The sequence below is a fragment of the Cryobacterium sp. Sr3 genome, assembly GCF_004402835.1.
Taxonomy (GTDB): Bacteria; Actinomycetota; Actinomycetes; order Actinomycetales; family Microbacteriaceae; genus Cryobacterium; species Cryobacterium sandaracinum.
Window position 1 is genome coordinate 1 of sequence record NZ_SOFA01000036.1, and the last position, 26787, is coordinate 26787.

Below are 26787 nucleotides of genomic sequence, written 5' to 3' on the forward strand. Positions count from 1 at the left end.
TGAGGTTTCTCTTGCGCCCACGTCTGGCCATCTTCACACTCCAAATCTTGGTGGAGTGTTGCGACGAGACCTAGAACTCGCCCGGCGTTTCTGGCCCTGTTTTCAGTTGGCGTTAACAGTCATCGCCAGCAAGGTCAGTCCGGTCCTTTTCAGACGCAGCATATATCGGGCGACGAGACCCAATGCGATCAAAACCCAGAAGCCAATTTCGGAGGCGACGATGATGGCAATGATCATAAATCCCCCAGTCGATGCGTCTAGGCCCTGAAAACAAACTAGCACGCCCGTGCTAATATCAATTTATGGCGAGAACGATCGACCGGGACGCACGCAAGGTACAGCTCGCTCAAGCGGTGTGGCAGATCATCCTCGACCAAGGAATCAGCGCGGTATCGGTGCGCACAGTTGCCGAGCAGGCTGGCGTGGTGGTCGGCTCCCTGCGTCATGTTTTCCCCACCCGCGCTGAACTCCTGCAGTTCTCCGCCGAGCTCATGGTGCAGCGCGCCACCGACCGCGTTCTCGCTATTCGTGAAGGCTCGAACCCAGCGGAGTACGCGCTGGAGGTCCTGAAAAACTTCTTGCCTCTTACCGCTGATAGTCGCGCGGAACTCGAGGTTAATATCGCGCTGATTGCGGAAAGCCCTGCGTTGCCGCAACTTGTTTCCATCAGAAATCGCGCTTACGAAGAACTGGGGAACGGCTGCCTCCGACTGGCCGAAAAGTTGGCCTGCAGGCCCAGCGGCCCTGAACTGGTAGAACGAGCGCGCCATTTGCACGCCGTTCTCGATGGCCTTGCCATTCACCTACTCATGGAACCACCCGGAAACGACAGCACCTGGGCAACCGTCATCCTCGAGAAAGAGCTTGCACGCATCATCAGAAACCGCTGACCAGCACCTAGTGCGGAGTCACCTGCGATCGGTGCATGCGGCCGGGCAATCCACGGATCCGTGCGGAGTTCCGCAAGAGGACCGTCTTACGGGGAAGAGCTTATGGTCTCGGCGTGGCTGACTCTCACGTCAGTGCGGCGATCCCAATTGGTCAGGGTCAGTGAGTGCCGTCTCGGGCGTGCAGCCTAATTCACCTGGCTGCAGCGTCACCGGGGGTGGGTAGACGTCGTCGACCGTCCCGTTCTCGCTCTTGATCAGGACGCAATCTTCGGCGGAACCGAACGCGACGCCGACCCGATCTCCGGCGCTGCTCACCTGGACGACGACCCGCGGCGGAGCGACGACCTCGAACTCGCCGGTCGGAGTGGTGAGTTGCGCGGAAATCGCGCCGATGATCGCGTCTACCGTCGCCGGCGAACCAGTCTGCACTCGCGCGAGAAGCACCGCCGATGCCACCTCGCGCGCGGTGTCCGACACGACAGGGACGATGCTGTCGTCGACGCGAGGCGTCACGATGGCGGCATCCGGTGGGCAACCGATCGGGTCGATGCCGTCAGACGATTCCCATGTGCCGACCTTGCCGTAGTAGTCGAACTCGATTCGGAAGCAAAAGGGGCCAGGTGCGCCCGTGGACGCGTTCTTGAGCCCTGGCACGAAAACCCGGAAGTCGAGGCTGCCGAACGGTTCGCTTAGGTCGGTCGACTGCCGGGTGTCGACGCCGACCAGCTCGATGTCCGCGCTGTCGCTAATGGCTTGAGCGACTGCAGCGCGCGCCCAGCCGTCGATGTCGTCGGGTCTCTCCCCGCCGATATCGCGCGCGAGGTCGGCCGCCCGCACTTGCGCGACGACCTCCGGGGTGGCGTCGTCCGTGGAGGCTGACCCGGTCGTCAACGATGTCGGCTGTGAGCATCCGGTTAGGGTTAGCGCGCTGACCGCCATGAGGCCAACGAGGCGGGGAGTTGCCGTCATGAGAAAGGATGGCCTCAAGCCGGGCAATCGTGGTCGCGTGCGGTGCCCATACGACGACGCGCCTAGGTCGCGAAGAACCATGAGGGTGACTCCAATTTGCGACGCCATAACGTGGAGCCTATTCCTCGACGCACCTGAAACCGCGTCGTGGCTGTATGTCTGGCAGCTGGGGTAGCCCGCTGCAGGCCGACGTTGCGCTGATGGAGACGCCCTCGCTGGTGCCGCGGATGTGTAGTTGCAGACTATCGCCGGTGTAAATGTCGGTGCCTAATGCTCGATCGCTTCGGACGAAACCTTGTGCCTCCTCTGCTTTCGCGATCTCGGTGAATATTTCTTCCTGGCTGAGGCTCTGCCCACTGACGGGAAGAAGCACCGAACCCGTCACCTTCATCGGATGCTGCCAGATTGCCCTGGCAGCCGAGTGACTGTCCCACATGTTCAACGTGAACGTCACCACAGCGGATGCACTTAGCTGTTTCTCTCTTGCGATCTCCGCGCGTCGAAACCTATGGGATACAAGACACTGACACCTGCTCCGAAGCGACGCGGGCATATAGCTAAATGCGCCAAATAGCGATCACAGAACGCCGCCACAGCGCGCTAAAGTCACAAACAAGATCGCCCGAGGCAACGTCGAGCGGGCGCGGATCAACGCAGCGACGTCACCACACACGCCGCCAATACCCGGCAAGGTCGTCGCCGAACTCATGTTTGGCTTCTGGACCTACCTCTTCGTGGACGCTCACGAGAAAACCATCTGGGTTCCTCATCTCCACAAAGCCTTCCCACCAAGTACCGACAGAAACCCGCTCAATGACGCATTGGCCGCGCTGCGAGATTTCCGAAACAGAGTGGCTCACCACGAGAACATCCTCAACGGTTCTGAAAGCGAACGCCGCCGAATTATCCACATCATCCGGTTGCTCTCTGCTGATGCGCTTGCTCACTTCAAGGCCAACAGCGAGGTAGCCACGATCCTGGCTGGCCGACCGTAGGGAAGCTTCTGAGACCAAGGTGCGCCGTCCTGGCGCGTCCCCGGTCAGCATCAGCCATCTAATTCTCGGTGTCTCGCAACTAACGATGAATCCGCCGCCCATGGAATACGAGACGCTCGGCCAGCTCTTGGAGCGCTCGCGCAATGACCTCGTTCCGTCGGCCAGTCGCCAAGATACTGGCCGCGTCCAACCATGAATTAGAACGAAGACGCTGCGATACGCTGGGCCATAAGCCAAGTGACACGGGGTGCTCCATCTGGAGCTGAGATAACACCCGTTGAACCTGATCTAGTTAGTACTAGCGAAGGGATGTCGCGCAAATGCGCACGCCAGAAGAACTTATTTCATTCACCTGTTCAGCGCTTGACGAGGTGCGGTCCCGCCCGCCCCTCGTGCAGTGCCTCACCAATAGCGTCGTGGTGAACTTCACCGCTAACGTGCTGCTGTCGCTCGGTGCGGCGCCCGCGATGGTCGACATTCCGGGCGAGGCGGGCGCGTTCGCGCGGATCGCATCTGGGCTGCTCGTCAATCTCGGCACGCCCACCGCCGAACAACGCGACGCGATGGTCGAGGCCGTCACAGCCGCGAACGATGCTGGAACACCGTGGGTGCTCGACCCCGTTGCCGTCGGTTTCCTGCCGGTGCGCACGCCGCTGGCCTTCGCCCTTCGCGACCTGCGACCCACGGTGGTGCGCGGAAACGCGTCGGAGATAATCGCGTTGGCGGGCGCCGGATCTGGCGGCCGCGGGGTGGATTCATCCGACGAGGTGGATGCCGCCCTGGCCGCGGCGCACGCGCTGGCCGGGATGACCGGTGGGGTGATCGCCGTCTCCGGGCCGGTCGACATCATCACGGATGGCCGTGAGTTGGTGCACATCGACAACGGGCATCCGTTGCTCACCCGCGTCACCGGCGGGGGCTGCGCCCTCGGCGCGGTCATGGCCGCGTTCGCCACGGTCGACGCCGACAGGTTCTTCACCACGGTGGCCGCGGCCACGGTGTACACCGTCGCGGCCGAGCTCGCGGCAGAGTCCGCCGCCGGTCCGGGCAGCTTCGCTGTCGCCTTTGTGGACGCCCTAGCCACCGTCAACGCGCAGGACATCGCACGCCGGGCGGTGCTCCGATGATCCTCGACCTGTCGCTGTACCTGGTGACAGACTCGGGGCAGGCCGCGGCGGCCGGGCGCAGCATCGTGGACGTGGTGCGGCACGCCGTTGCCGGAGGCGTGAGCGCCGTGCAGGTGCGTGAGAAGGAGACCGCCGGGCGGGAGTTCCTCGACACCGTGCTGCGCATCGCGGATGTGCTGCCCGACACCGTGGCGCTGATCGTGAACGACAGGGTCGACGTGTTCCTGGCCGCCCGTGCCGCCGGGCGCCGGCTGATCGGGGTGCACGTCGGGCAATCCGACCTGCCCGTCGGCGCGGTGCGCGACCTCATCGGGGGTGACGCGGTGATCGGGCTCAGCGCATCGACGGATGCCCAGCTGCGCCGCGCGGCCGAGGATCCTGCCCTGATCGACTACGTCGGCATTGGCGCACTGCACGCCACACGCACCAAGAGTGACGCGCCCCCTGCCCTGGGGCTGGCCGAGTTCGCACGCCTGGTCGGGGTCAGCACGCTGCCGAGCGTGGCCATCGGCGGGGTCGGCCTGCGCGACCTGGCCGCCCTCCGTGAGTGCGGAGCGGCGGGCGTCGCCGTGGTGTCGGCGATTTGTGCGGCACCGCATCCGGAGCAGGCGGCCCGCGAGTTGCGAGCCGCGTGGGGCGTGACGGCATGACCGGCGCATCCCCCCGCATTGCCCGCGTGCTGAGCATTGCTGGTACCGACCCGACCGGCGGAGCGGGCATTCAGGCCGACCTCAAAAGCATTGCGGCGAACGGGGGCTACGGTATGGCCGTGGTGACCGCACTGGTCGCGCAGAACACCCACGGTGTGCGCTCGGTGCACGTGCCGCCGGTCTCCTTCCTGCGCGAGCAGCTGCACGCCGTGAGCGACGACGTCGACATCGATGCCGTCAAGATCGGGATGCTGGCCGACGTGAACGTCACCCGCACCGTGAGCGGGTGGCTCGGCCAAGTGAAGCCTGGGCTCGTAGTGCTCGACCCGGTGATGATCGCCACTAGCGGCGACCGCCTGCTAACCGAGGATGCTGAGGAGGCTCTGCGCGACCTGCTGAGCGTCGTGCACCTGGTGACGCCCAACATCCCGGAGCTGGCCATCCTTGTCGGTTCTCCCGTGGCGACGAGCTGGTCGGCGGTGCTGCGCCAGGCGCAGCACGTCGCCGAGACGTACGGGGTCCTCGTGCTGGCCAAGGGCGGACACCTCGCCGGTGACCTCGTACCAGACGCCCTCGTCGGCGCCCACACCGTGCGGGAGTTTCCCGGGCTGCGGATCGACACCCCGAACACCCACGGAACCGGGTGTTCTTTCTCCTCCGCTGTCGCGACCCGGGTAGCGGCTCGGGCCGGCACGGTAGGGCCGAGCCTGGCAGATTGGGGGGACGCGGTAGCCGAGGCGAAACTATGGTTGAGCGAGAGCATCGCCCACTCTGGCGACCTGCAGGTTGGCTCTGGCCACGGACCGATCCAGCATTTTGCCGGCCTGTGGCAGCGCGGCGGCCTGCACACCAGCCCCAGCCCGGCCCAGGTCGCCGAGGAATGGTGGCACGACATCCGTGACATCCGCACCGACACCGACGAGCTGCCGTTTATCCGAGCGCTCGGGGACGGATCCCTGAACCGGGACGCCTTCATCTGGTACCTCGCCCAGGATGCCCTGTACCTGCGCGACTACGCCCGGATGCTGGCCGTCGCGAGCCGGCTCGCCCCGACCGCCACCGAGCAGGCGTTCTGGGCGGCCAGCGCGCACGGCGCGATTGCCGCCGAACTCGACCTGCACTCCAGCTGGATCGCCGAGGAGACCCTGACCGGCGTGCAGCCCAGCGATACGACAACGGCCTACCTCAACCACCTGTCGACCGCTGGCGCGAGCGGCGACTACGGCGTCCTCGCCGCGGCGCTGCTGCCGTGCTTCTGGATGTACCAGGATGTCGGCACGCGGCTGTATCCGCTCTCGCACGACGCGCATCCGTACCGCAGCTGGCTGGACACCTACGCGGATGAGGAGTTCGCCGCTTCCACCGCACGTGCGATCAAGTTTGTTACCGCCGCCGCCGCAGCAGCGGCTGAACCGGCCCGGCGCCGCATGGCTCAGGCGTTCCGCGCCTCGGCCGCGCACGAGCGAGAATTCTTCGCCGCGCCCCTGACCAACCCCCGGTAGGAGTGCAGGTTCCTCCGTTCGCCCCGTTACTTTCTTCGTATCCCTTGATCGTGTAGTTATGTGAGGGTGTTGGGCTCGAGCAGCTTCTTCATCCCCGGCCGCTCAATCGCGGTCTTACTCCCAGACGTGACATCGGCGAACACATCTCGCTTCTGCACCCCGGCGGCGATAAGCGCATCCAGCTGGAGTTGAGCGTCCTGGCTCGAAGTGTTGATGCGGGTGTAGCGGAGCAATCTCATACGCCCCACTCTGCCTCGAAAAACCCCAACCAGAACGGTGAGATATGAATTGTGATGAGATGACTTTCTGAGACGTTCAGGCACCCCGAGATTTAACGGGAAGTGACGAGCAAGATCCAGGCTCGCTTGGTGTCTTGGAAAACTGTACTTTTCTGAGACTTCCCGTGGCACACGTCTGGCCTCGGTACTGCGGAGCGTCGCGCAAGGTCGGGCCCAGCGAGCGGACAGGCGGGAGGCGAAGTGCTGGCGGCTCGGCGCCGAGATCCCTGCAGGGATCTCGGGGGGAGGTAGTTGAGATACCTCCCCTTTCGATCACATGCCGGCGCAGTGCTCACATAGTGGCCAGTTGTTGGTGCCGGGCCGCTTGTTATAGGCGGGGATCTGCTGTCCGCTGGGGCAGTTGTCGTGAGTGTGGTGCACGTCGGGATCGGTTGCATTCGTGGAGTGGTATCAAAGTACGCGCATATCAGGCTCCTTTGCCTTCGTTTCGCCGCGAGGTTCGGCAATCTCAAGCGTAGAGAGAGGCGCAGACATCGGAACGACGAACGCCTGCACAGCTGTGCGTTCTGCGCTGTGCGTGTTTCAGACGCAAGCTTCAGTCCTCTATTTGGAGTGCCTGCTCCAGCACGCTTCGTGTCAAAACGGTGACGAGAGGTGCGGCAGTGGATCTGTTCCGGTAACAGGCGGCCCACTGATAGTCCAGTCAACTCAACCCACAGCTCTCGGGGGTCGGCATCGTCTTGGATCGTTGGCAGGGGCGCCAAGGCATCCTGCTCGGTCACGTCCCGCTGAGTGGTGGAATTTCTCAACACCATGCAGGTCAGTGGTTCTAGTTTAGGCGGCGGCGAGTTCGGGGAGGATCACCGCCTCGTCGAGGACCTCAATGGGGTTGTTCATGACGGCCAGCTCGAGCATCGAGGCCTCGGAGAAGTAGCGGCGTTCGCCGGCTTCCCACTCGTCGTGCTGCTCGATCAACACCGACCCGGCCAGGCGCAGCAGGGCTGCCGCGTTGGGGAACACGCCGACGACGTCGGTGCGGCGTTTGATCTCCTTGTTGACCCGTTCGAGCGGGTTCGTGGACCAGATCTGGCGCCAGTGCCGCCTCGGGAAGCCGGCGAAGGCGAGGAGGTCGGGTTGCGCGTCGACGAGCATCGCGGCGACCTTCGGGTGCGAGCGGGAGAGCATCGTGGTCACCTCGCGCAACTGTTTCTCGATGTGCTCACGGTCGGGCTGGGCGAAGATGGTGCGGATGATCGAGGCGACCATGTCCTGGGATCCTTTCGGGATCACGGCGAGGACGTTGCGCATAAAGTGAACCCGGCAGCGCTGCCAGCCGGCGCCCTGGAACACGGTCCCGATGGCCTTCTTCAGGCCGGTGTGAGCGTCAGACATAACCAGCTTGACCCCGTCGAGGCCGCGGGTCTTCAACGACCGAAGGAAGCTGGTCCAAAAGCCCTCGTTCTCGCTGTCACCAACGTCGAAGCCGAGGACTTCCCGGCGCCCGTCGGCAGCCACGCCGACCGCGACGACAATGGCCTGGGACACGATCCGGTGCCCGACGCGGGCCTTGCAGTAGGTCGCGTCGAGGAACACGTACGGGAAGTCCTGCGCGGAGAGGGTGCGGTCGCGAAACTCGGCCACCTCAGCGTCCAGGCCCGCGCAGATCCGGGACACTTCCGACTTCGAGATCCCGGTGTCAGCTCCGAGGGCCTTGACCAGGTCGTCGACCTTCCGGGTCGATACACCGTGGACATAAGCCTCCATCACGACAGCGAACAACGCCTGGTCGACCCGACGGCGGCGCTCCAGCAGCGCGGGGAAGAAGGAGCCGGCGCGCAGCTTCGGGATCTTCAGATCGAGGCCCCCGGCCGTCGTCGTCAACGTCCGCGGCCGGGTGCCGTTGCGGTAGGTGATGCGGTCGCCCGAGCGCTCGAACGGGGCGGCACGGATGAACGCGGTCGCCTCCGCATCGATCAGTTCTTGGTAGAGAGTTTCGGTCGCGACGCGGATTCGGTCGGTGACATCGGTGAGTTTGAGTTCTCCCAGCAGGTCGAGCAGGGCAGACTGGTCTAGAGCCATCGTGTGGTGTCCTTTGTGAGTTCTTTGATCGGTACTCACTGACCATCCCACGGTGGCTCTTCACGTTGACGAAGCAACACTCAAGAGCGGGAAACCACACCACTCACGGGGACGTAACCCAGGGCCGTCACGAGCGCGTGGCAAATCAAGCGTGGAAAACGAATTACGCGGGCACGATCATTCCTTAGAACAGACAGGAACATGACACTCAGCCCACCCCTCTAGCCCAGGTCCGTCTCCGTCCGTATGCTTCAAGGATGACAGACTTCAGCACAGGCGACCGGGTCAGTTGGGCGACGTCTCAGGGGCGAACTCAGGGGGAGGTAATCGAGAAGAAGACGAGCGATTTTGACTTCGCGGGCAAAACGTTCCACGCCTCGAAAGATGACCCTGCATTTATCGTGAAATCTGAGAAAACGGATGCCGAAGCCGCGCATAAGGCCGGTGCCCTTCGCAAGCTGTCGCCACGTTAGGGGCAACTCAGCGCGCGACCGTGGCCAGCACCATGCGCCGCCTGGGTTGGTGAGCATCAGCCCCAAACGCTGGCGCACCACCACGGTCAGCCAAACCGAGGACGCCTATCCGGTCGACGCCGTCAAACGGCAGTGGGATACCGGGGCTCTGAACCAGGTCTGGTGGGCGATATCACCCACCTGAGGACCTGGGAAGGGTGGCTGTATTTAGCCACCGTGATCGACGCGCACTCGCGCCGCGTGATCGGCTGGGCCATCGCCGACCACATGCGAACCGACCTCATCCAGGACGCCCTGGTCATGGCCATGGCGCTCTGCGGTGAGCGGCCCGAGCAGGTGATCTTTCTTTCCGATTGCGGCACCAAATACGCGTCAGCGCAGATCACCGCGTTCGCTAAAGCGCACCGCATCACCCGGTCGATGGGCTACACCGGGGTCTGCTGGGATAACGCGATGGCGGAAAGTTTCTTCGCCACGCTCCAGACCGAGTTCTACCACCGACGCGTCTAGCCCAGCAACAACAAGGTATCCCGGGAAGTCGGCGCCTGGATCGAAGACCGCTACAACCGGCGCCGCCGGCACACATCCCTCGGCCAGATCAGCCCCGTCGACTTCGAACTGCAATACTCAAACCAGAACGCGGTCTTCGCTAAAGCTGCGTAACCCCGTATCCACTAACCGTGGGCAAGGCCACAAGGCGCTCGCTCAGCGAACCGGACCGGCGATCCGCTCGTCGTGACAAAAACTCGACCGGCTCAGCCTGTCGCTGGAGAACCTCCTCGATCTATCGAACTCCCTCCAGGAGTTCGGAGACACGGGCCCCACGATCTACCGGCGCCGGGCCAAACCATGAGCCTCGGCCGTCCGTCGGAGAAAGAGTCAGCAGCTCATCGACCTTGAGCAGCGACATTCCCGCTGGGGACTCCTCCCCGATTCGGCAAATCGGGAGATCGACAAGATCGGCGACTTCGGACAGGCGACGGCGGGGGTCGTATCCGATGTCGCATCGGACGTCGGAAATGCCGTCTCTGATGGCGCCGAAGCAGTAGGCGACTTCGTCGAGGATGCGTGGCCATGGTGACCTTGCCCCGTCGGCCTGAAAGAATAGGACCATGACAGACGCCACCACGTCGATGCCGAGCATCGCCGAAGACGTCCAGCTGATGCTCCAGCAGAGGCCGGGACAGCTCGAACCCGACCAGATCATGCCGGGCGCCGGCGCTTTGATCGAACTCGCGCTCGAAGGACGCATCCTGACAGACCCGAAGGCCGGATTTCTAACCGAGCCCGCTGACAACGCCCGCCTCGTGGTCGTCGACGACTCGCCGACCGGGTCCGCCATGTTGGATGACGCCCTTGCAGCGGTATCTGCTCGGCGATGACCCCCATTCGCCTACAAGGTGCTTCAGCCGGTGACTGTCGCCGTGGTGCCCCACCTCTATGTGGCACTCGTCGAGCGCGGGGTCGTACGCGAAACCGGCGGCTATCCGACCGGACGTGATCGACTCGAGATCGCTGACGAGTCTGTGTTCCTCGAGCGCAAGTCCGTTCTGGCGCGGGCGCGGACCCTGCCAGCAACGGTGTCGGATCCCCGAATCGGGGCGGTCATCGACCTGCTGCGTAACAACGGCACGTACCGTGGAGAGACGGGTCTGCTGTCGATCATCGCCGGGGACTGGTACCCGCCAGCGACGAGGGACGTCATCTCGTCGATACTTCGCGGCGTCCGCCATATGTCCACATCGCAATGAATGCGTGACCGTACGACTTTCCACGGGAGAGGATGAACATGACCGATACAGAAACGATGACCCCCACGTCTTCGTTACCCGCGACGCCGGCGTCCCCGAATGTGGATGACATCGGTTTCTGGGTGCACGAGCTGCAGTATCTGTTCAGCATCTCGCCGGGATAGCGCGGATCGGCAAGGGCTTCGGTGTTCTCGGTTCTCGGGGTCGGTGTGGGCGTTCTCAACATGGCTACCGGCGTCAACGGGATGTTGGACGGCGACGTCAGCTCAGACGACAGGTGGGCTCTCGCCGATGGTGTCGCGGGAACGATCACGAGCATCGGTTCGTTCGCCCTTCCGCCCGCGGGAGAGGTATTTGCAGGTGTCGGCGCGGCCTATACCGCCGGACGCTGGGCGGATCGCGAAGGTCAATGAAGAGGGCGGCGACGTCATCCAAGCCATGATCGGGAGCGTCGGCGCGAACCCACGGAAGGGCGCCACCCACACCCGCGCTGACATCCTCGACGAGCTGCTCATCGACGATGTGGCGGCCCTCGGTGCGTCCCAATATCCCGGCGGGTTCCAGTCTCTAGACCATGCCCCATGTTGCCCCACGTCAATTCGCCCAGGCGCCCATCCATACGGGTTTTGTCTAGCAGCCGGGAGACCAGTCCGACAGACCCCCGAACAAGTGTGTGAGTCGCAAAGCTAAGCGGCGGTATCGCGTTGGCGCATTGTGGCCGGTCGTGCGTGTTCCCAGTCTTCCTCGTCAGTCTCAGCGCAGATCGTCGAGACCGGAATCGCTGGCGTAGGCGGTGAGAAATACGCGCGTGGCCTCCGCTGCATGGGCCCTCATTGCGGTGGTCGTCGGGAGGGCCTCGTCGCCCAAAAGCATGGCTTTGTTGACCAGCGCGGCGAGTACCAGCCAATTCAAGGTCGTGGCTGCTACTGCTGGGCTCGGTGCGCTCAGGAGTCCGCGCTGTACGAGCTTGGAGATGACGATGGCCATCGATTGGATCGATCGTTGGGGACCGTTTTCGAATAGGGCCCGGGCTAGTTCGGGGAAGCGGCTGACCTCTCCGATCACTAGGCGTCGTAGGCGGAGCAGCCTCGGTGTCATGACGATTCGCATCTCGGTGACCTGTCGAACAAGACGGTCGTCTTTACCGTGCCCGATTCGAACATGGTGACGCAGACGTTCTCCGCGACGACCAACGCCAGTGGAGTGGCCAGCATCACCGTGCCGGTCGCCTCGGGCGTGTACGCGGTCAAGGCCGAGTTCGCTGGCAACGACTACTACCTGGGATCTGCGACTGCTGCCGACACGCTGGTCACCGTCCAGACCACCGGGGCCAAGGTGACCGGTGGCGGTTGGACATCCATCTCGATGGGCCGTACGTCATTCGGGTTCAACGTGATCCCCGAAGCCACCGGCTTCAAGGGACAGTTCCAGTTGCGCGCCAAGGCCGACAAGGCCAAGTTCCACGGCAACACCGCGATCAGCATGGTCGTCTCAGGGAACACGGCGACGTGGACCGGCGGCGGGAAGTGGAACGGCACCGCGGGCTACACCTTCCAGGTGTCGGTCGTGGACAACGGGGCCTCAGGGGGGAAGAAGGGCGACACGATCAAGGTCGTGATCAAGAACCCCTCCGGTACCGTGGTCTTCACCACGGGTTCGACGCCGGTGGCCCTCAGGGGCGGCAACATCACCATCCACTGAACCGAGGAGTTGTGCGGCCAGCTGGGTGCTGGCCGCACAACCTCTGCGCGGGTATAACGGCAATGGCTCTGACTGCGGGCTCAGCGCGGCCAGCGACGCGGAACATGGGCGGTTCTGCGCCGACACCGTCTGACCGAAGCGTAGAGACGACCAACGCCACCGCGGTGACCTATACGGGAAGCGCGCGCAGCGCCACAGGGGTGGCGCAATAATCGCTGTCCAATCGTGGCGGGCGCCTGCCGCGGGATCCTCGGCACAACGCGTGTCCAATCTGGTCGGCGGGCTTGGTGACCGCGAGGGATGCTGCGGTTGCATAGTTGGGTGCAGATGACCCGGCACGGGTACGCCTTGTCCGCGCGGACCCGGTCTGGGCATCCTTGGAAGGCAACACGGAAACCTTCAGTTCGGCGAGCAGTCGGGGTGACGCGGGGGAGTCCCCGGACTCGGCAACGGGGTCAGCGACAAGCCTTAGGAGCGTGGGCCAGTCGTAGCAGTGTTTAAAACGCCGGTCGCGTTCCCGGGCTTTGGTATGGGGTCTGGAAAACTACTTGTGAGCGATTCGGATGGTCTGTTTCCCGCGACGAAGCTTGAGCATGTTGACCTGGTCGTGGATGACGGTGTTGAGGCTGGCGCTAATGTAAATATACGGTTTTGAGTGTTCGAGCCGGCGGCGGTGATGTTGGTGCCACATCGCTGGTTGAGTGGTTGCCGCAGAATCACCTCTCTCCCTTCATCGCGGATATCGTCGAAACCCAGCTCGACCTGACGAAGGTTTACGCGTCGTATGCAAAGTCGAAGGGACAGCCGCCGTATTACCCCCGGCTGATGGTGCGTGTCCTGCTCTACGGGTATTGCGTCGGGATCCGGTCATCGCGGGAGCTGGCACGGGTCCGCGTGGATATGGTCGCGTTTCGCTGGTTGGCCGCGCAGCAGGCCCCAGATTTTCGTTCCATTGCCCAGTTCCGGAAACGCCACCTCTCCAGCTTGGGGAACGTGTTTTTGCAGGCGTTGGAACTCGGCCGCACTGCCGGGATGGTGTCGCTCGGGCAGGTCGCGTTGGACGGCACGAAGGTGTGCGCGAACGCGTCCCTGCGCAAGGCGATGAGTCACGGTCGGTTGACAGAGAAGCAGAAGGTCCTCGCCGCTGAAGTCTCCGCGCTGCTGGCTGACGCGGACGCGATCGGCGATGCCGAGAATGCGCGGTTCGGGAAAGACAAACGCGGCGATGAGTTGCCGCCGGAGCTCGCGCGGCGGGAGTCCCGCCTGGTGAAACTTGCCGAGGCGCGCGCTGCATTGGAGGCCGACGCGGCCGCTCTGGCTCGGAAGGACGCGGATAAGAAAGCCCGGGACAAGACTTTAGTGTCGGGCTATTCATGCATGGCTACGACCTATCACAAGGCGAAATAATCCTGCTTAGAGGGTACGTAACCCCGTCGGCGAGTCCTTACGCGGTTGGCTATTTCGCGAGGAATGCGAGTACGTGCTGGTTCCATTCGTCCTTGTGCGAAACGGTGACCCCGTGCGGGGCGTCTGCGATAACGACGAGTTTGCTGCCGGCAATGGCCCCGTGAGTACGTTTGCCACTCACCTCGAATGGCACGATGGTGTCGGAGTCACCGTGGATGACCAGAGTCGGCACCGTGATTTTCGTAAGGTCGTCGCGGAAGTCGGTAGTGGAGAATGCGGTTACGCAGTCGAGCGTCCCCTTCGGCGATGCCAGTTGAGCGATGTCGAGATTATAGGCAATCTGCTCGGAGCTAACCTTTGGAGTGTTGACCGGGGACGGCTTGCCGGCGGTGAAGAACATCTGCAAAAATTCGTGCAGGAACGCCGGCCGGTCTCCGGTCAAGCCGTCGTGGAACCATTGAGCCAAATCGGCGTCGACGCCCCCGTCAGGGTTGTCATCCGATTTCCAGAGGTAAGGCGGCACGGCGCTGGCGAAGACGAGCTTGGCGATGCGGGCGGTGCCATAGGTACTGACGTATCGAGCGAGCTCTCCACCGCCCATCGAGAATCCGACGAGGGTGACCTCCCGCAGATCGAGGGTATCGATCACGGCCTTCAGGTCGGCGGCGAACGTGTTGTAGTCGTACCCATCCCAAGGCTGTGACGACTGGCCGAACCCGCGACGGTCAAAAGTGATGACCCGGTAGCCGGCCTCGACCATTGCGGGTACCTGCCCCTCCCAGGACCTACTACTCAGGGGCCAACCGTGGATCAGTACGACGGGCTTACCGGCTCCGACGTCTTCGTAGTGCAGTTCGACGTCGGGACCGTTGTGATCCGGGGCGGTGATGAAGGGCATGGTCTCTCCTCTTACTCGGGGCGGTTCGTTGGAGGCAATCGAAATGTGCAATAGAGACAATAGGGGTTCGCTGGGAGAACGCTGAGCTGATGAGCACAGAGGCAAACCGTGTCACCATCACCGCTCCGCGGAAGGGGCAGCTTAAAACCGTCGGACGCCGAAACGAATTGCCTGGCGAGCCGCAGCCCTCCACGCACGGCGCACTTCCTTGCGGACGCTGCTGAAGTACGTCTTCTCAACCGACGTCAGTGCGAACACTTAGCTCTACTATCCATGGCGTCCTGGATTAAGAAGTGAGGTGTTTTTGGGAAACCCGGTTCAACCCTGTTTCCCAGGATGACAGTCTCGTGTTAGGTGTTGACCATCCGCGTTCACGGGCACCACTAGCGGACTGCAAGGGCGATATATAGGATCTCCCCATGGCAGCTGCTCCAGTGCCTGCCGGTTTGGACGGAAAAGCGTCGGACACCATGTTGGCGCTAGGCCGTTTTTTCACTCGGTGGGACCAAACAGATGATGGGCGCGCAGTGTTCCGTGAAGGCGGGCGCAAGGGCGATGTGTTCTACCGCGACCGGTGGAGCCATGACAAGGTGGTGCGTTCCACCCACGGGGTGAACTGCACGGGGTCGTGTTCGTGGAAGGTTTACGTTCGGGACGGCATTATCACTTGGGAGTCGCAGCAGACGGATTACCCGTCGGTGGGCCCCGACAGTCCGGAGTACGAGCCGCGGGGGTGCCCCCGTGGTGCGGCGTTCAGTTGGTACACCTACTCACCCACGCGGGTGCGGTATCCGTACGCCCGTGGAGTTCTCGTCGAAATGTACCGTGAGGCGAAGGTTCGTCTCCAGGACCCCGTGCTCGCTTGGGCCGACGTTGTGGACGACCCTGAACGACGTCGTTGCTACCAGCAAGCGCGAGGGAAGGGCGGGCTCGTCCGGATTCCGTGGCAGGAGGCGATCGAAATCGCCGCCGCCGCCCACGTCCACACGATCAAGAAGTACGGTCCGGATCGGTGTTCCGGGTTCTCCCCGATCCCGGCCATGTCTATGGTGTCGCACGCGGCGGGTAACCGGTTCATCCAGCTCATCGGCGGGGTGATGACGTCTTTTTACGACTGGTATGCCGACCTTCCCGTGGCCTCTCCGCAGGTGTTCGGCGACCAGACAGACGTGCCTGAATCAGGTGACTGGTGGGATTCCACCTATCTGATGATGTGGGGATCAAACGTTCCCGTGACGCGCACGCCTGACGCGCACTTTATGGCGGAGGTGCGGTATCGCGGCACAAAGGTGGTCGCGATCAGCCCCGACTATGCCGACAATACGAAGTTCGCCGACGAGTGGCTGCCCGCCCAGGCCGGCACTGACGCGGCGCTTGCGATGGCGATGGGGCACGTGATGCTCAAGGAATTCTTCGTCGACCGGCAGGTGCCCTATTTCAGCGGCTATGTGCGCCGCTACACAGATCTGCCCTTCCTTGTCCGGCTCGAGGAGCACGCTGGCGGTGGGCTGGTGCCCACGAAATTTTTGATGGCGGCTGACTTGCCCGACAAGGCGCATATTCCGGATGCTGCGTTTAAAACGGTCTTGCTTGACTCAGCCACTGGCGCTCCCGTGGTGCCCAATGGTTCCATCGGCTACCGGTACGGTGAAGCGGGTAAGGGCAAGTGGAACCTCGACCTCGAGGGTGTCGACCCGGCGTTGAGCCTTCTCGACGAGTCCGTCTCAGGCCAGCCCCCGGAGACCGCTGAGATCCGGATGCCCTGCTTCGAGGCACCCTCCGGGGAGGGGTCGATCGTGACTCGCGGCGTTCCCGTCCGGCGAGTGGCCGGGCACCTGGTAACCACGGTGTTCGACCTGATGCTCGCTCAATACGGGGTTGGGCGTCCAGGACTGCCGGGCGACTGGGCGACCGACTACGACGACGCGTCGACGCCGTACACGCCGGCCTGGCAGGAGGAGATCACGAGCGTGCCGGCCGCCGCGTGCATCCGGGTGGCGCGAGAATTTGCCCGCAACGCTGAGGAATCGAAGGGGCGGTCCATGATCATTATGGGGGCCGGTATCTGCCAGTGGTTCCACGGTGACGCCACCTACCGTGCGGTTCTCTCGCTCGTGATGCTCACCGGATGCATGGGGCGAAACGGCGGCGGATGGGCGCATTACGTCGGCCAAGAGAAAACCCGTCCGATCACGGGATGGATTTCTCTCGCTAACGCTCTGGACTGGAGTCGACCGCCGCGCACCATGATCGGTACCGGGTATTGGTACATGCACACCGACCAATGGCGCTCAGATGGGTACTCGGCCGACTCGCTCAAGTCCCCTCTCGCTGATGGGCACTTCGACGGTATGCACACCGCGGACACGATCGCGCAGTCGAACAGGCTCGGTTGGATGCCGTTCTACCCTCAGTTCGACCGCAACCCGCTTGACCTCGCCGATGAGGCGCAAGCGGCGGTGGATGCGGGGGAGGCGCCCGACGCCCCCACCTGGATCGCCGATGCCCTCAAAAGCAGGCGGCTGACCCCCGCCATCGACGATATCGACGCTCCCGAAAATTGGCCGCGCACCCTGGTGCTCTGGCGCTCCAACCTTTTCGGCTCATCTGCCAAGGGCAATGAGTACTTTTTGCGCAACCTTCTCGGCACTCACAACAACGTGATGGGTGCCGACCACATGAACGCTGCCCGACCGCGTGATGTGAAATGGCACGACGAGGCTCCGGAAGGAAAACTGGACCTGCTCGTCTCAGCTGATTTCCGGATGACGTCAACCACACTGTTGTCGGACATCGTCTTTCCGGCTGCAACTTGGTACGAAAAACACGACCTTTCCTCTACCGACATGCACCCCTTCGTGCACGCCTTCAGCCCCGCAATCGACCCACCGTGGGAGGCGAAAACCGACTTTGACACGTTTCGACTGCTCGCCGAGGAGTTTTCCCGGCAGGCGGTGACGCACCTCGGCACACGACGGGACCTGGTCAGTGTGCCGCTGCAACACGATACGCCGGGGGAGATAGCGCAGCCGGGTGGAGTGGTGCGCGACTGGCGGAACACCGATATACCGGCGGTCCCCGGTCAGAATATGCCTGTCTTCTCGATCGTCGAACGGGACTACACCGCTATCGCGGAGAAGCTAGCCACGGTTGGACCCCTCGCGGAGGAACGCGGTTTCACCGTGAAGAACATCACCTATCGGATGGGGCACGAGATCGAGCGGCTCGCCCGAAGCAACGGGGTGATGCTCGGTGGCGCGGGGAACGGCCGCCCGGCCATCGATACCGATGCAAAGTTCGCCCAGGCCATCCTGAGCTTTTCCGGCACCACCAATGGCGAACTGGCCGTGCAGGGGTTTCGCGAACTGGAAGAGCAGACCGGCATGAAGCTCGTCGACCTTGCCGAGGGATCCGAAGAGAAGCGGGTGACCTTTGCGCAGACACAAGCGGGGCCCGTCCCTGTCATCACTTCGCCTGAGTGGTCCGGGTCGGAGACTGGTGGGCGTCGGTATTCCCCGTTCACGATCAACGTCGAGCGGCTGAAACCCTGGCACACCCTCACCGGCCGGATGCACTTCTTCCTCGACCACGACTGGATGCGCGACCTCGGGGAGGCCCTCCCGATTTACCGACCACCGCTGGATATGCAGCGCCTGTTTGGCGAACCTCGGTTTGGCCCGAACGGAACCACCGAGATCACAGTGCGCTATCTGACTCCGCACTCGAAGTGGTCGATCCACTCAGAATATCAGGACAACCTTTTTATGCTGTCTCTATCGAGGGGAGGACCGACGGCTTGGATTAGCCCCATGGATGCGGCGGCCATCTCGGTCTCTGACAATGACTGGATCGAGTGTGTCAACTTCAACGGCGTGTACGTGTGCCGCGCCGTGGTCAGCCATCGGATGCCCGCGGGAGTCGTTTACGTCTACCACGCGCAAGAGCGCACAATCGATGTACCCAAGTCGGAGGCGACGGGCCGCCGGGGCGGAATTCACAACTCGCCCACCCGCCTGCTCGTCAAACCCACCCACCTCATTGGCGGGTATGCGCAGCTGTCGTACGCCTTCAACTATCTGGGCCCTACCGGCAACCAGCGTGACATGGTCACCACAATCCGAAAGCGTTCCCAGGAGGTGCGGTACTGATGCGCGTGATGGCTCAAATGGGCATGGTGATGAACCTCGACAAATGCATCGGGTGCCACACCTGCTCGGTGACCTGCAAACAGGCGTGGACGAATCGCGCCGGAACCGAATATGTCTGGTTCAACAACGTGGAAACCCGGCCGGGGCAGGGGTACCCGCGTCGCTACGAGGACCAGGAACAGTGGAAGGGCGGTTGGCAGCTAAACAAGAAGGGCCGACTTGTGCTGAAGGGGGGCGGACGCCTGAAGAAGCTTTTCGGAATCTTCGCAAGCCCCGTGCAGCCCGAGTTGAAGGATTATTACGAGCCCTGGACCTATGACTATAAAACACTGATCGACGCACCGCTGGGAGACGACTTCCCAGTGGCCCGCCCGAAATCCTTGATCACGGGCGAGGACACCAAAATCAGTTGGTCGGCGAACTGGGACGACGACCTCGGCGGCGCCCCTGAGATGGGTCACCTTGACCCCATCGTGGAGAAGGTGCGGAGGGAGTCGGAAGACAAGATTAAGTTCGCCTTTGAACAAACTTTTATGTTCTACCTTCCGCGGATCTGTGAGCACTGCCTCAACCCTTCCTGCATGGCATCGTGTCCATCCGGTGCCATCTACAAGCGCGTGGAAGACGGCATTGTGCTCGTCGATCAGGACAAGTGCCGCGGCTGGCGCCAGTGCATCACCGGCTGCCCGTACAAGAAGATCTACTTCAACCACAAAACCGGCAAAGCCGAGAAGTGCACCTTCTGTTATCCGCGGGTGGAAATTGGCCTCCCCACAGTCTGCTCCGAAACGTGTGTCGGGCGCCTCCGCTATCTCGGCTTGTTCCTCTATGACGCCGACCGCGTCACCGACGCCGCAGCGGTGACGGATGTCACCGACCTGTACGAATCGCAGATGGACGTGCTCCTCGACCCGAACGACCCCGAAGTGGCCGCTGCCGCCCTCGACCAAGGCATTCCCAGCGATTGGCTGGACGCCGCACGGAAATCGCCCGTGTACGCTCTCGCGAAGGTGTACAAGGTGGCGTTACCGCTGCACCCGGAGTATCGCACGATGCCCATGGTCTGGTACGTGCCCCCGCTGTCTCCCATTGTCGATCTCCTGAGCGAACAGGGCCACGATGCCGAAGACAACGGCAACCTCTTTGGCGCCATCGACGCGCTGCGCATTCCCGTCGAGTACCTCGCCGAACTTTTTACCGCTGGCGACACCGACAAGATCACCGAGGTTTTGCGCAAACTCGCGGCGATGCGCGCCTACATGCGCGGCATCACGATGGGACAAAAACCTGACCCGTCGATCCCCGCGGCTGTGGGGATGACGCCAGGCAACATGTATGAAATGTACAGGCTGATGGCGATCGCAAAGTACGACGAGCGCTACGTTATCCCCAAGGCGCACGTCGAGCAGGCGCATGACCTGGAGGAGATGGGCTGCTCGGTCGATTTCGAGGGCGGGCCGGGCATGTACGAAGACTCGCCGTTCGGGGAGGCGAGTGGTCGACCGACGCCCGTCGCCGTGGAGAACTTCTACGCGCTCAAAGATCGGCAGACTTCCGACACTCCCGCCGGCGAGCAGTCGCTCCGGGGCCGCGTAAACCTCCTCAACTGGGACGGCAACGGAAGCCCCGTGGGTTCTTTCTCCGAGAAACGCGACCAGCCGCGCGCTGCACCGCCGTCACCGGCTGATTTGCGCCCACCGACGGATGGCGGTGCGCTGTGAGGCGTGACCGGGCTGCAGCTCATAGCCTGGCGCAGCGGGTCTTCTACCAGGCTGCCTCGTGGTGCCTGTCGTATCCGGACGCTCAACTCGTGGGAAGGTGCGAGTTGATGCGGTCCGCACTGGCCGAACAGGGCCCGGCAGCACCTGATCTCACCGCGGTCATCGCGTACCTTGAGAACACCGCGATCGGCACCCTCCAGCGCTCCTACGTTGAGACGTTCGACCTCAGTAAGCATCATCCGCTCTACCTGTCCTATTGGACGGATGGCGACACCCGGCGCAGGGGCGACGTGCTGGCTGCGTTCAAGCAGGTGTACCGGGGGAGCGACTATCTGACCAATACGCACGGTGAGTTGCCCGACTTCTTGCCGCTGGTGCTCGAGTTCGCGGCTGTGGCCAGCCCAGTAGCAGGCCGGGACCTGCTCATCCAGTACCGGCCCAGCGTCGAAATGCTCCGGCTTTCACTCACGGAGCACGGGTCGCCGTACGCCACCGTGATGGACGGCATTTGCGCCACACTTCCAGGCCCCTCGCCCGCCGACCGGCAGGCCGTGCAAGCCATGGCCGGCGTCGGCCCCCCCGCCGAAAGTGTCGGACTTGAACCGTACGACCCGCGCCTGCTTCCTTTGAACGCGAGCTCGTGATGTGGGACGTGCTGCTCTGGGGAATTCTCCCCTATGTGATGGTGGCGATCCTGATCAGTGGAACTATCTGGCGCTACCGTTACGACCAATTCGGTTGGACCACCCGCTCGTCCCAGCTCTACGAATCCCGGCTCCTGCGCATTGGATCGCCAATATTTCATTTCGGGTTCCTCGCCGTCATCGCCGGGCATTTCTTCGGCCTGGTGATCCCGATGTCCTGGACACTCTTTTTCGGGATGAGCCAGGACTTCTATCACCTCAACGCTCTGCTGGTCGGCGGCGTTGCGGGGGTCTGCACTCTCGGTGGCATTGTGATCCTGATCTATCGGCGCCGCAAAACCGGGCCGGTCTTCATGGCCACGACCACCAACGACAAGATGATGTACATCGTGTTGACCGCCGCGATCGTCCTGGGGCTCTGGACCACCCTCGCTAGCGTTTTCAGCGGCGAGCATGGCCACAACTACCGTGAAACCGTGTCGCCCTGGTTTCGTTCGCTTTTCATTCTGCAACCAGATATCGCGGCCATGGCCGCAGCTCCGTTCTCCTTCCACATTCACACCCTCGTGGGCATGATTTTGTTCGCCGTGTGGCCCTTCACCCGGCTGGTGCACGCCTTCACCGCACCTCTGCACTACCTGTTCCGGCCCTACATCGTCTACCGGTCCAGAGATCAAGAGCCCGGGCAGATTCGGCCGGTGCGCCGCGGGTGGGCGCCCATCGGAACCCAGGATCGCACCCGGGACAAACGCTGATCGGAGGTGCGGGTAATGGGCACACCGATGGGCTCGAAAATGACTGCACGGCAGAAGGCACACCACAGCAAGGGTGTGAACCTCACCCTCGCGACTCTCACCTCCGTCGTGTGCTTCTGGGCGTGGACGAGTGTCTCGCCGCTCGGCATCCGCTATACCGAGTCGATGAATCTCTCGTCGGCCCAGACGTCTGTACTCGTGGCGATGCCCATACTCGTCGGATCGATCGGCCGCATTCCAGTGGGCGTGCTCACCGACCGATTCGGCGGACGCCTCCTATTCACACTGGTACTGCTTGCATCCGTCCCCGCCCTCTTGCTCGTCGCGCTTGCCGGAACCCTCAACGCATTTGCCTTCCTGGTCGTGGCAGCGCTGTTGCTCGGCGTAGCCGGAACCGTGTTCGCCGTGGGAATTCCATTCGTGAGCCAGTGGTACCAACCATCCCGCCGAGGCTTTGCAACCGGCGTCTTCGGGGCAGGGATGGGCGGCACCGCAGTGTCGGCCTTCTTCACTCCACGTTTGGTGGAATGGCTCGGATACGTTCCAACTCACCTCATCATCGCGACGCTCCTCCTCGTCACCGCAATATGCGTATGGACACTTATGGCAGAGGCCCCCGGATTCACGGCCAGCACTGATCCATTCCTTCCCAAGCTCACCGCGGCGGCGCGGCTCAGCGTGACGTGGCAGATGAGTTTTCTCTATGCGCTGGTCTTCGGCGGATTCGTCGCTTTTTCCACCTACCTGCCCACGTATCTCCGCCAGATATACGATTTCGACCTCACTGCCGCGGGGACACGAACGGCTGGGTTTGCGGTTGCCGCCGTTATTCTCCGCCCCATCGGCGGAATTCTTGCCGACCGCATCGGTCCGAAGCCAGTGGTAATCGGGTCGCTGGCGGCGGTGGCCGTTCTCGCTTGGGTGGTGAACCTCCGTCCCGATGGCGAGATCCCCGCCGGCCTCACCTTTGTCGCGATGGCGTCTGCACTCGGTCTCGGTGCTGGGGGAGTGTTCGCCTGGATCGGGAGGAGCGCACCGCCCGCCAGAGTGGGGGCGGTGAGTGGCATCGTCAGCGCTGCCGGTGGGTTAGGCGGATACTTCCCGCCACTGGTGATGGGGGCCACCTACAACGCTGCGGAAAACAGCTATGCGATCGGACTAATTCTCCTCGCTGGTACCGCTCTGGCCGCTCTGATTTTCACGATCCTTTTTGTGAAAAACCGACCGTCTGCCACCACGACTCAGTGACATTTCCAAAGACCTACGCCCGCTCGTTGGTGTCGCCCGTCGCGTTGTTTGACGGTGGCGGGGTCACCGTCGGTGACGTCGACCGGGTTTGTTAAAGCCTTGTCGGAAGTTTCCGGTGCGAGGTAGATGGCGTGACGGCGTGGATGGTGTCGTTGGCGAAGTGTGGGTTGGACTGGCCGGCAGCTTCAAGGTGCTGCGGATGTAATCGGTCGTATCGGCTGCGTTCATCCCGATCATTGTCCCGGGTGGAGATGTTTCGGTCTGGCGCTGGGAGCACCGCGAGTTTGAGCTCACCGACGCCGAAGTGTGTGCTGCCCGATAAGGCGTATCGCGATGTGCGATCCGGTGTCCATGTCGACGTTTGTGAGCATGCGGAGCATTTTGAGGTGGGTGTTGGCGAGCAGGTGTGCCTCACCGATGACGAAGGATATGAGCTAAGTAGGGCATCCGGTCCGCGAGCGATGTTGTGATGCAGCGACGTAATTGGCGCTTAGAGACTGGCTTCATGACGCTCTGCCAGCGAGCGCCCGGGTCGACCTTTGAAGGTCCGATTAGCTCTGGCAACTCGAAGTCCACTGGTGTGACAGGCCCGATCGAGGAGTGGCGCCGGCGGCGGTGCCGCGACAGAAGTCTCGGCCAAGGGTGGTGGCGGTGGTGGAGGTCTTCTATTTCTTCGGACAGATCTCGCCATCGTTAGGCGTTTCCTGGTCGTGGCGACAGTTCTTCAGGAAATGATTTCCACCCCCAATCGACGCCGGCGATGGCGGACGGCCGATGTCGACGAGGCGGACCATGCGGGTGATGGTGAAATTGATCTCTATTACGCCAATCGATTCATACGCCTGGACCTCGTATTCGATGCTTCCTGGTGGAAGAAGGTCGACGCTTTTTTCAAGCACGCCCTGTCCATCTTCAGATCCGCGTCTTTTTGCCGTAGCCGCTGCAGCTCGGCCCCTTCAGACTCCATCACTTCGGCCCGTCGGGTTTCGTTGAGCGCCTTGAACGCGGTCACCATGCGGCCCAGGGTTGCCTCGTCGACTCCGCTCTCGGGTGACGGTCGCGACCGTTTTGCCGGTGGTGATGATCAGCTTCACGGCCTCGTCTGCTTACTCAAAAGTGAACTCTCGACGTGTTCTTTCCAGAGTAAACAGTGTGTCCTGTGAGTTGTCGGCCACCAGGGCCAGGGCCACTCTTGACATATAAGGCCTGTACGCACAAACTCAACTGAAGAATACTCTTTTATGTTTTCGCTCCGATATGTTTTCGAAACTACCTCCTAGTAAGGGACTTTGATGAATAAGAAAACAGCAGTGTTTTTTGTGCCCGCGTTTGCTTTAGGCGTCGCCGTATTGACGAGTGGTCCAGCCTTTGCAGCCACTGGTGACGCGTCCTACCAGGGGACGCTGGATGCGATCAACGGCAGCAACGGCAGCGGCACCATCTCCGTTGAGGTTTCCGGTGATCAGGCCACAGTCACCCAGACCGTCAAGGGTCTGGCCGAGACCTTCGACGGTAAGCCGTACCCGCACGTACAGCACATCCACATCGGTGCGAAGGGGGAATGTCCCACCACGGCAGCTGACACCGATGGAGATGGTGTGATCAGCACGACCGAAGGTCAGCCGTCCTACGGAGAGATTGGCACAACGTTGTCCACGAGCGGCGACACGAGTCCGGCGGCCGGAACTGATCTAACGCTTGCCGGGATGGGTGCAAACTACGACTACAACCGAACCTTCACTCTGGATGCCGCCACCGCGGCCTCGCTGGAGGCAGGCACGGCGGTTGTGGTGGTCCACGGGCTAGACCCGGCCACGTTGACGAAAGCAGCACAGGACGCAAAGAGTGACTTGGTTCCGAGTCTGCCCTTGGCAGCAACGTCGCCGGCTCTGTGTGGCGCCCTGAGCGCGTCGCAGGCGAACATGCCTGACGGTGGCGTGGAAACCGGTGGTGGCAGCACTTCGAGCGGTGCTGACATGGGCCTTCTCGCCCTCGGTGCCGGGGCCCTGACCGCTGCAGGTGGCGCGGTGATGATTCGTCGGCGTCTTGCCGCACGAGGCTGAGATCGGTTTGATCCCCGGTGATTATCCCGGCTGAAAAGCGTCGTCGCGGTAGCCGTCTGGCTACCGCGGCGGCGGTTCTGCTCTTCACCGTCGGCTGTGCGGCGATCGGCTTCGCCCTGTGGGGCAACCCTCCTCCTCCACGGCCGCCTGCCTCGGCTGCCGTATCAGCCCCATCGCAGGAGTCCGTCTCCGTTACACCCTCACCGGAGCCCATCTCAGATCCGCCGACTCCGCGGGTTGACCAGGTTGTCGGCCCGACCTTGACCGACTCCGAGCCCACTCAGATCAATGTCCCCGCGATTGAAGTGGACTCTGTCCTGATGCAATTGGGACAGAATCCTGATGGCACGGTGCAGACGCCGTCGTTGGACGAGGCCTCTCCGGCCGGCTGGTACACCGGTTCGCCCACCCCTGGCGCGATCGGACCTTCCGTCATCCTGGGTCACGTCGACTCCAGGGTGCAGGGGCGCGCGGTGTTTTACCGACTTGGCGAGATGCGTCCCGGCGACGAGATTTTGGTTACCCGAGCCGATGCGACAGTGGCGGTATTCGTGGTCGACGGAGTGGAGGAATACCCGAAAGATGATTTTCCGCAGTTCGCCGTCTACGGCAACACCGATCATGCGGGATTACGGCTGATCACCTGCGGTGGAGAGTTCAACGAAACCACTCGTACGTACCCAGATAATGTTGTTGTCTACGCCAGCCTGGTGTCCAGCCATGCGGCGTAGCAGGACAAAGACGCGTATCAACAGGCCCGACTGGCTGCTTGCGATCGCGGTGGCTTCCACGGCTTTGCTGGTTGGATGCGCCACCACCTCCTCCGGCGCCGTGAACACAATGGCCCCCGGAATGTCCATGCCAGGCACGTCGGCCTCCCCGACTCCGCAGTCGAGCTCGGCAGGCAGCGCGGAGGCAGGACCGTCCGCAGCATCACAGATGATTTGTGGCACCGAAACACGCGACAACATCACACGTGCGCTAACTCTCGCCGCCCCGCCACACTCCGTCGACAGCTGGATCAATCGCCAATACACCTGCACATACCATCTGACTGATGGAGAATTCGTGATCTCGGTGCAGGAATCCTCGGACGCAGCGTCTGCCCGCAGCTACTTCGACACAATGCAAGGAAACCTTGCCCCAGTCCAACCCATTGAAGGACTCGCGAATCTCGGATTGCCTGCTTACGAAACCACAGGCGGCGTGGTCGTCTTCCTCAAAGACAACATGACGTTACAAGTTGACGCCAGAAAGTTGACGGATAGGATCGGGCCGCATGGCGTCACCCGCACCGCGTTTTCCTATCAAGTAGCTACTGCCATCCTGGGCTGCTGGACCGAACACTAGTCCGGCCGCGCGTCGAATTAGCCAAGCCCGGGCCGCCTATAGCGGGACTCGCGTCCTAAAATCCAGCCGGGGGTTGGTGGGGATCTGTCTGGCCATCAGGGACTGGGTTCTTGCGCATGCCAGAGGCGTAACAGTGCGAAGACCATGCCGTTTGGAGAGGGATAGTCGCCCAATGCA

27 protein-coding genes, 1 pseudogene and 1 riboswitch are annotated in these 26787 nt (G+C 62.6%); of the genes and pseudogenes, 20 read left to right on the top strand and 8 right to left on the bottom strand.

The window, feature by feature from the left end; all coding sequences use genetic code 11:
* Window positions 1-102 precede the first annotated feature (102 nt).
* Window positions 103-237, bottom strand: a complete 135-nt coding sequence (locus E3N94_RS17480; RefSeq protein ID WP_277870680.1) for a hypothetical protein — start codon at window positions 235-237, stop codon at window positions 103-105.
* A gap of 65 nt (window positions 238-302) precedes the next feature.
* Here E3N94_RS17480 and E3N94_RS10390 point away from each other — a divergent pair, with 65 nt between their 5' ends.
* Window positions 303-890 (top strand): TetR/AcrR family transcriptional regulator, encoded by a 588-nt coding sequence (locus E3N94_RS10390; RefSeq protein WP_134343064.1) that lies wholly within the window; start codon window positions 303-305, stop codon window positions 888-890.
* Between the two features lie 129 nt (window positions 891-1019).
* On the opposite strand, the gene E3N94_RS10395 is transcribed toward E3N94_RS10390, so the two are convergent.
* Together E3N94_RS10395 and E3N94_RS10400 are read right to left on the bottom strand one after the other, a co-directional pair.
* Window positions 1020-1781 carry a hypothetical protein gene (locus tag E3N94_RS10395; protein ID WP_134343063.1) on the bottom strand — a complete coding sequence of 254 codons (762 nt, stop codon included), beginning with the start codon at window positions 1779-1781 and terminating at the stop codon, window positions 1020-1022.
* 740 nt (window positions 1782-2521) lie between these two features.
* Window positions 2522-2806: a hypothetical protein gene (locus E3N94_RS10400; RefSeq protein WP_134343062.1), complete on the bottom strand. Its 285-nt coding sequence runs from the start codon at window positions 2804-2806 to the stop codon at window positions 2522-2524.
* 281 nt (window positions 2807-3087) lie between these two features.
* A riboswitch (TPP riboswitch) is annotated at window positions 3088-3181 on the top strand.
* On the opposite strand from E3N94_RS10400, the gene thiM reads away from it, so the two are divergent.
* The 3 genes from thiM to E3N94_RS10415 all read left to right on the top strand — a co-directional run bounded on the left by thiM (window position 3175) and on the right by E3N94_RS10415 (window position 6133).
* Complete coding sequence (thiM, locus tag E3N94_RS10405) at window positions 3175-3981, top strand: hydroxyethylthiazole kinase (protein ID WP_134343061.1); 807 nt, start codon at window positions 3175-3177, stop codon at window positions 3979-3981. (Overlaps the previous riboswitch by 7 nt.)
* Window positions 3978-4631, top strand: a complete 654-nt coding sequence (gene thiE, locus E3N94_RS10410; protein WP_166785359.1) for a thiamine phosphate synthase — start codon at window positions 3978-3980, stop codon at window positions 4629-4631. Before thiM ends, thiE begins: the two co-directional genes overlap by 4 nt.
* Window positions 4628-6133 carry a bifunctional hydroxymethylpyrimidine kinase/phosphomethylpyrimidine kinase gene (locus E3N94_RS10415; protein WP_134343060.1) on the top strand — a complete coding sequence of 502 codons (1506 nt, stop codon included), beginning with the start codon at window positions 4628-4630 and terminating at the stop codon, window positions 6131-6133. The genes thiE and E3N94_RS10415 overlap by 4 nt, the downstream gene beginning before the upstream one ends.
* 74 nt (window positions 6134-6207) lie before the next feature.
* Here E3N94_RS10415 and E3N94_RS10420 read toward each other — a convergent pair.
* Both E3N94_RS10420 and E3N94_RS10425 read right to left on the bottom strand, forming a co-directional pair.
* Window positions 6208-6372, bottom strand: a pseudogene (locus E3N94_RS10420) (recombinase family protein); the annotation flags it as partial.
* A gap of 834 nt (window positions 6373-7206) precedes the next feature.
* Window positions 7207-8451: an IS256 family transposase gene (locus E3N94_RS10425; RefSeq protein WP_134570197.1), complete on the bottom strand. Its 1245-nt coding sequence runs from the start codon at window positions 8449-8451 to the stop codon at window positions 7207-7209.
* Between the two features lie 257 nt (window positions 8452-8708).
* On the opposite strand from E3N94_RS10425, the gene E3N94_RS10435 reads away from it, so the two are divergent.
* From E3N94_RS10435 to E3N94_RS17490, 6 genes are all read left to right on the top strand, one after another.
* On the top strand, window positions 8709-8924 hold the full coding sequence (locus E3N94_RS10435; protein ID WP_104101798.1) for a DUF2945 domain-containing protein: 216 nt from the start codon (window positions 8709-8711) through the stop codon (window positions 8922-8924).
* Window positions 8925-8973: 49 nt separating this feature from the next.
* A complete protein-coding gene (locus tag E3N94_RS17485; RefSeq protein WP_255570364.1) occupies window positions 8974-9108 on the top strand; it encodes a hypothetical protein in 135 nt (44 codons plus the stop codon).
* A complete protein-coding gene (locus tag E3N94_RS10440; RefSeq protein ID WP_166785303.1) occupies window positions 9087-9434 on the top strand; it encodes a DDE-type integrase/transposase/recombinase in 348 nt (115 codons plus the stop codon). The genes E3N94_RS17485 and E3N94_RS10440 overlap by 22 nt, the downstream gene beginning before the upstream one ends.
* Before the next feature lie 602 nt (window positions 9435-10036).
* Window positions 10037-10306, top strand: coding sequence for a GPP34 family phosphoprotein (locus tag E3N94_RS10445; protein ID WP_134570198.1), 270 nt, complete (start codon window positions 10037-10039; stop codon window positions 10304-10306).
* Between the two features lie 30 nt (window positions 10307-10336).
* Window positions 10337-10675 carry a hypothetical protein gene (locus E3N94_RS10450; RefSeq protein WP_134570199.1) on the top strand — a complete coding sequence of 113 codons (339 nt, stop codon included), beginning with the start codon at window positions 10337-10339 and terminating at the stop codon, window positions 10673-10675.
* 38 nt (window positions 10676-10713) lie between these two features.
* Window positions 10714-10839: a hypothetical protein gene (locus tag E3N94_RS17490; RefSeq protein ID WP_255570936.1), complete on the top strand. Its 126-nt coding sequence runs from the start codon at window positions 10714-10716 to the stop codon at window positions 10837-10839.
* Between the two features lie 589 nt (window positions 10840-11428).
* On the opposite strand, the gene E3N94_RS10455 is transcribed toward E3N94_RS17490, so the two are convergent.
* Entirely contained in the window at window positions 11429-11785 is a 357-nt protein-coding gene (locus E3N94_RS10455) for a TetR/AcrR family transcriptional regulator C-terminal domain-containing protein (RefSeq protein ID WP_134570200.1), read from the bottom strand.
* 36 nt (window positions 11786-11821) lie between these two features.
* Here E3N94_RS10455 and E3N94_RS10460 point away from each other — a divergent pair, with 36 nt between their 5' ends.
* Both E3N94_RS10460 and E3N94_RS10465 read left to right on the top strand, forming a co-directional pair.
* Complete coding sequence (locus tag E3N94_RS10460; RefSeq protein ID WP_134570201.1) at window positions 11822-12376, top strand: post-COAP-1 domain-containing protein; 555 nt, start codon at window positions 11822-11824, stop codon at window positions 12374-12376.
* Between the two features lie 651 nt (window positions 12377-13027).
* Complete coding sequence (locus E3N94_RS10465) at window positions 13028-13783, top strand: transposase (protein ID WP_134570202.1); 756 nt, start codon at window positions 13028-13030, stop codon at window positions 13781-13783.
* Between the two features lie 49 nt (window positions 13784-13832).
* Here E3N94_RS10465 and E3N94_RS10470 read toward each other — a convergent pair whose 3' ends face one another.
* Window positions 13833-14681, bottom strand: a complete 849-nt coding sequence (locus E3N94_RS10470; RefSeq protein ID WP_134570203.1) for an alpha/beta hydrolase — start codon at window positions 14679-14681, stop codon at window positions 13833-13835.
* A gap of 419 nt (window positions 14682-15100) precedes the next feature.
* Here E3N94_RS10470 and E3N94_RS10475 point away from each other — a divergent pair, with 419 nt between their 5' ends.
* From E3N94_RS10475 to E3N94_RS10495, 5 genes are read left to right on the top strand one after another with little or no spacing between them, the layout of a single operon-like run.
* Entirely contained in the window at window positions 15101-18829 is a 3729-nt protein-coding gene (locus tag E3N94_RS10475; RefSeq protein WP_104101837.1) for a nitrate reductase subunit alpha, read from the top strand.
* On the top strand, window positions 18829-20550 hold the full coding sequence (gene narH, locus E3N94_RS10480; RefSeq protein ID WP_104101839.1) for a nitrate reductase subunit beta: 1722 nt from the start codon (window positions 18829-18831) through the stop codon (window positions 20548-20550). The genes E3N94_RS10475 and narH overlap by 1 nt, the downstream gene beginning before the upstream one ends.
* Complete coding sequence (gene narJ, locus E3N94_RS10485; RefSeq protein WP_104171073.1) at window positions 20547-21194, top strand: nitrate reductase molybdenum cofactor assembly chaperone; 648 nt, start codon at window positions 20547-20549, stop codon at window positions 21192-21194. Before narH ends, narJ begins: the two co-directional genes overlap by 4 nt.
* A complete protein-coding gene (gene narI, locus E3N94_RS10490; RefSeq protein WP_134570247.1) occupies window positions 21194-21949 on the top strand; it encodes a respiratory nitrate reductase subunit gamma in 756 nt (251 codons plus the stop codon). Before narJ ends, narI begins: the two co-directional genes overlap by 1 nt.
* Window positions 21950-21976: 27 nt before the next feature.
* Window positions 21977-23197 (top strand): MFS transporter, encoded by a 1221-nt coding sequence (locus E3N94_RS10495; protein WP_104102218.1) that lies wholly within the window; start codon window positions 21977-21979, stop codon window positions 23195-23197.
* A 665-nt stretch (window positions 23198-23862) separates the two neighbouring features.
* On the opposite strand, the gene E3N94_RS10500 is transcribed toward E3N94_RS10495, so the two are convergent.
* Window positions 23863-24096 carry a hypothetical protein gene (locus E3N94_RS10500; RefSeq protein ID WP_134570204.1) on the bottom strand — a complete coding sequence of 78 codons (234 nt, stop codon included), beginning with the start codon at window positions 24094-24096 and terminating at the stop codon, window positions 23863-23865.
* A 393-nt stretch (window positions 24097-24489) separates the two neighbouring features.
* Here E3N94_RS10500 and E3N94_RS10505 point away from each other — a divergent pair, with 393 nt between their 5' ends.
* The 3 genes from E3N94_RS10505 (at window position 24490) to E3N94_RS17215 (ending at window position 26610) form a co-directional block, all read left to right on the top strand.
* Window positions 24490-25260: a hypothetical protein gene (locus tag E3N94_RS10505; RefSeq protein ID WP_104101847.1), complete on the top strand. Its 771-nt coding sequence runs from the start codon at window positions 24490-24492 to the stop codon at window positions 25258-25260.
* Between the two features lie 260 nt (window positions 25261-25520).
* Window positions 25521-25991 carry a class F sortase gene (locus E3N94_RS10510; RefSeq protein WP_166785893.1) on the top strand — a complete coding sequence of 157 codons (471 nt, stop codon included), beginning with the start codon at window positions 25521-25523 and terminating at the stop codon, window positions 25989-25991.
* A gap of 337 nt (window positions 25992-26328) precedes the next feature.
* Window positions 26329-26610 (top strand): hypothetical protein, encoded by a 282-nt coding sequence (locus tag E3N94_RS17215; protein WP_241977402.1) that lies wholly within the window; start codon window positions 26329-26331, stop codon window positions 26608-26610.
* Window positions 26611-26787: the final 177 nt, after the last annotated feature.

Coding starts and splice junctions, on each gene's coding strand:
- E3N94_RS10445 (WP_134570198.1), top strand. CDS start 10,037: ATGACAGACGCCACCACGTCGATGCCGAGCATCGCCGAAGACGTCCAG.
- narH (WP_104101839.1), top strand. CDS start 18,829: ATGCGCGTGATGGCTCAAATGGGCATGGTGATGAACCTCGACAAATGC.
- thiM (WP_134343061.1), top strand. CDS start 3,175: ATGCGCACGCCAGAAGAACTTATTTCATTCACCTGTTCAGCGCTTGAC.
- E3N94_RS17490 (WP_255570936.1), top strand. CDS start 10,714: ATGACCGATACAGAAACGATGACCCCCACGTCTTCGTTACCCGCGACG.
- E3N94_RS10495 (WP_104102218.1), top strand. CDS start 21,977: ATGGGCTCGAAAATGACTGCACGGCAGAAGGCACACCACAGCAAGGGT.
- E3N94_RS10415 (WP_134343060.1), top strand. CDS start 4,628: ATGACCGGCGCATCCCCCCGCATTGCCCGCGTGCTGAGCATTGCTGGT.
- E3N94_RS10470 (WP_134570203.1), bottom strand. CDS start 14,681: ATGCCCTTCATCACCGCCCCGGATCACAACGGTCCCGACGTCGAACTG.
- thiE (WP_166785359.1), top strand. CDS start 3,978: ATGATCCTCGACCTGTCGCTGTACCTGGTGACAGACTCGGGGCAGGCC.
- E3N94_RS17480 (WP_277870680.1), bottom strand. CDS start 237: ATGATCATTGCCATCATCGTCGCCTCCGAAATTGGCTTCTGGGTTTTG.
- E3N94_RS10435 (WP_104101798.1), top strand. CDS start 8,709: ATGACAGACTTCAGCACAGGCGACCGGGTCAGTTGGGCGACGTCTCAG.
- narI (WP_134570247.1), top strand. CDS start 21,194: ATGTGGGACGTGCTGCTCTGGGGAATTCTCCCCTATGTGATGGTGGCG.
- E3N94_RS10425 (WP_134570197.1), bottom strand. CDS start 8,451: ATGGCTCTAGACCAGTCTGCCCTGCTCGACCTGCTGGGAGAACTCAAA.
- E3N94_RS10505 (WP_104101847.1), top strand. CDS start 24,490: ATGAATAAGAAAACAGCAGTGTTTTTTGTGCCCGCGTTTGCTTTAGGC.
- E3N94_RS10455 (WP_134570200.1), bottom strand. CDS start 11,785: ATGCGAATCGTCATGACACCGAGGCTGCTCCGCCTACGACGCCTAGTG.
- E3N94_RS10390 (WP_134343064.1), top strand. CDS start 303: ATGGCGAGAACGATCGACCGGGACGCACGCAAGGTACAGCTCGCTCAA.
- E3N94_RS10475 (WP_104101837.1), top strand. CDS start 15,101: ATGGCAGCTGCTCCAGTGCCTGCCGGTTTGGACGGAAAAGCGTCGGAC.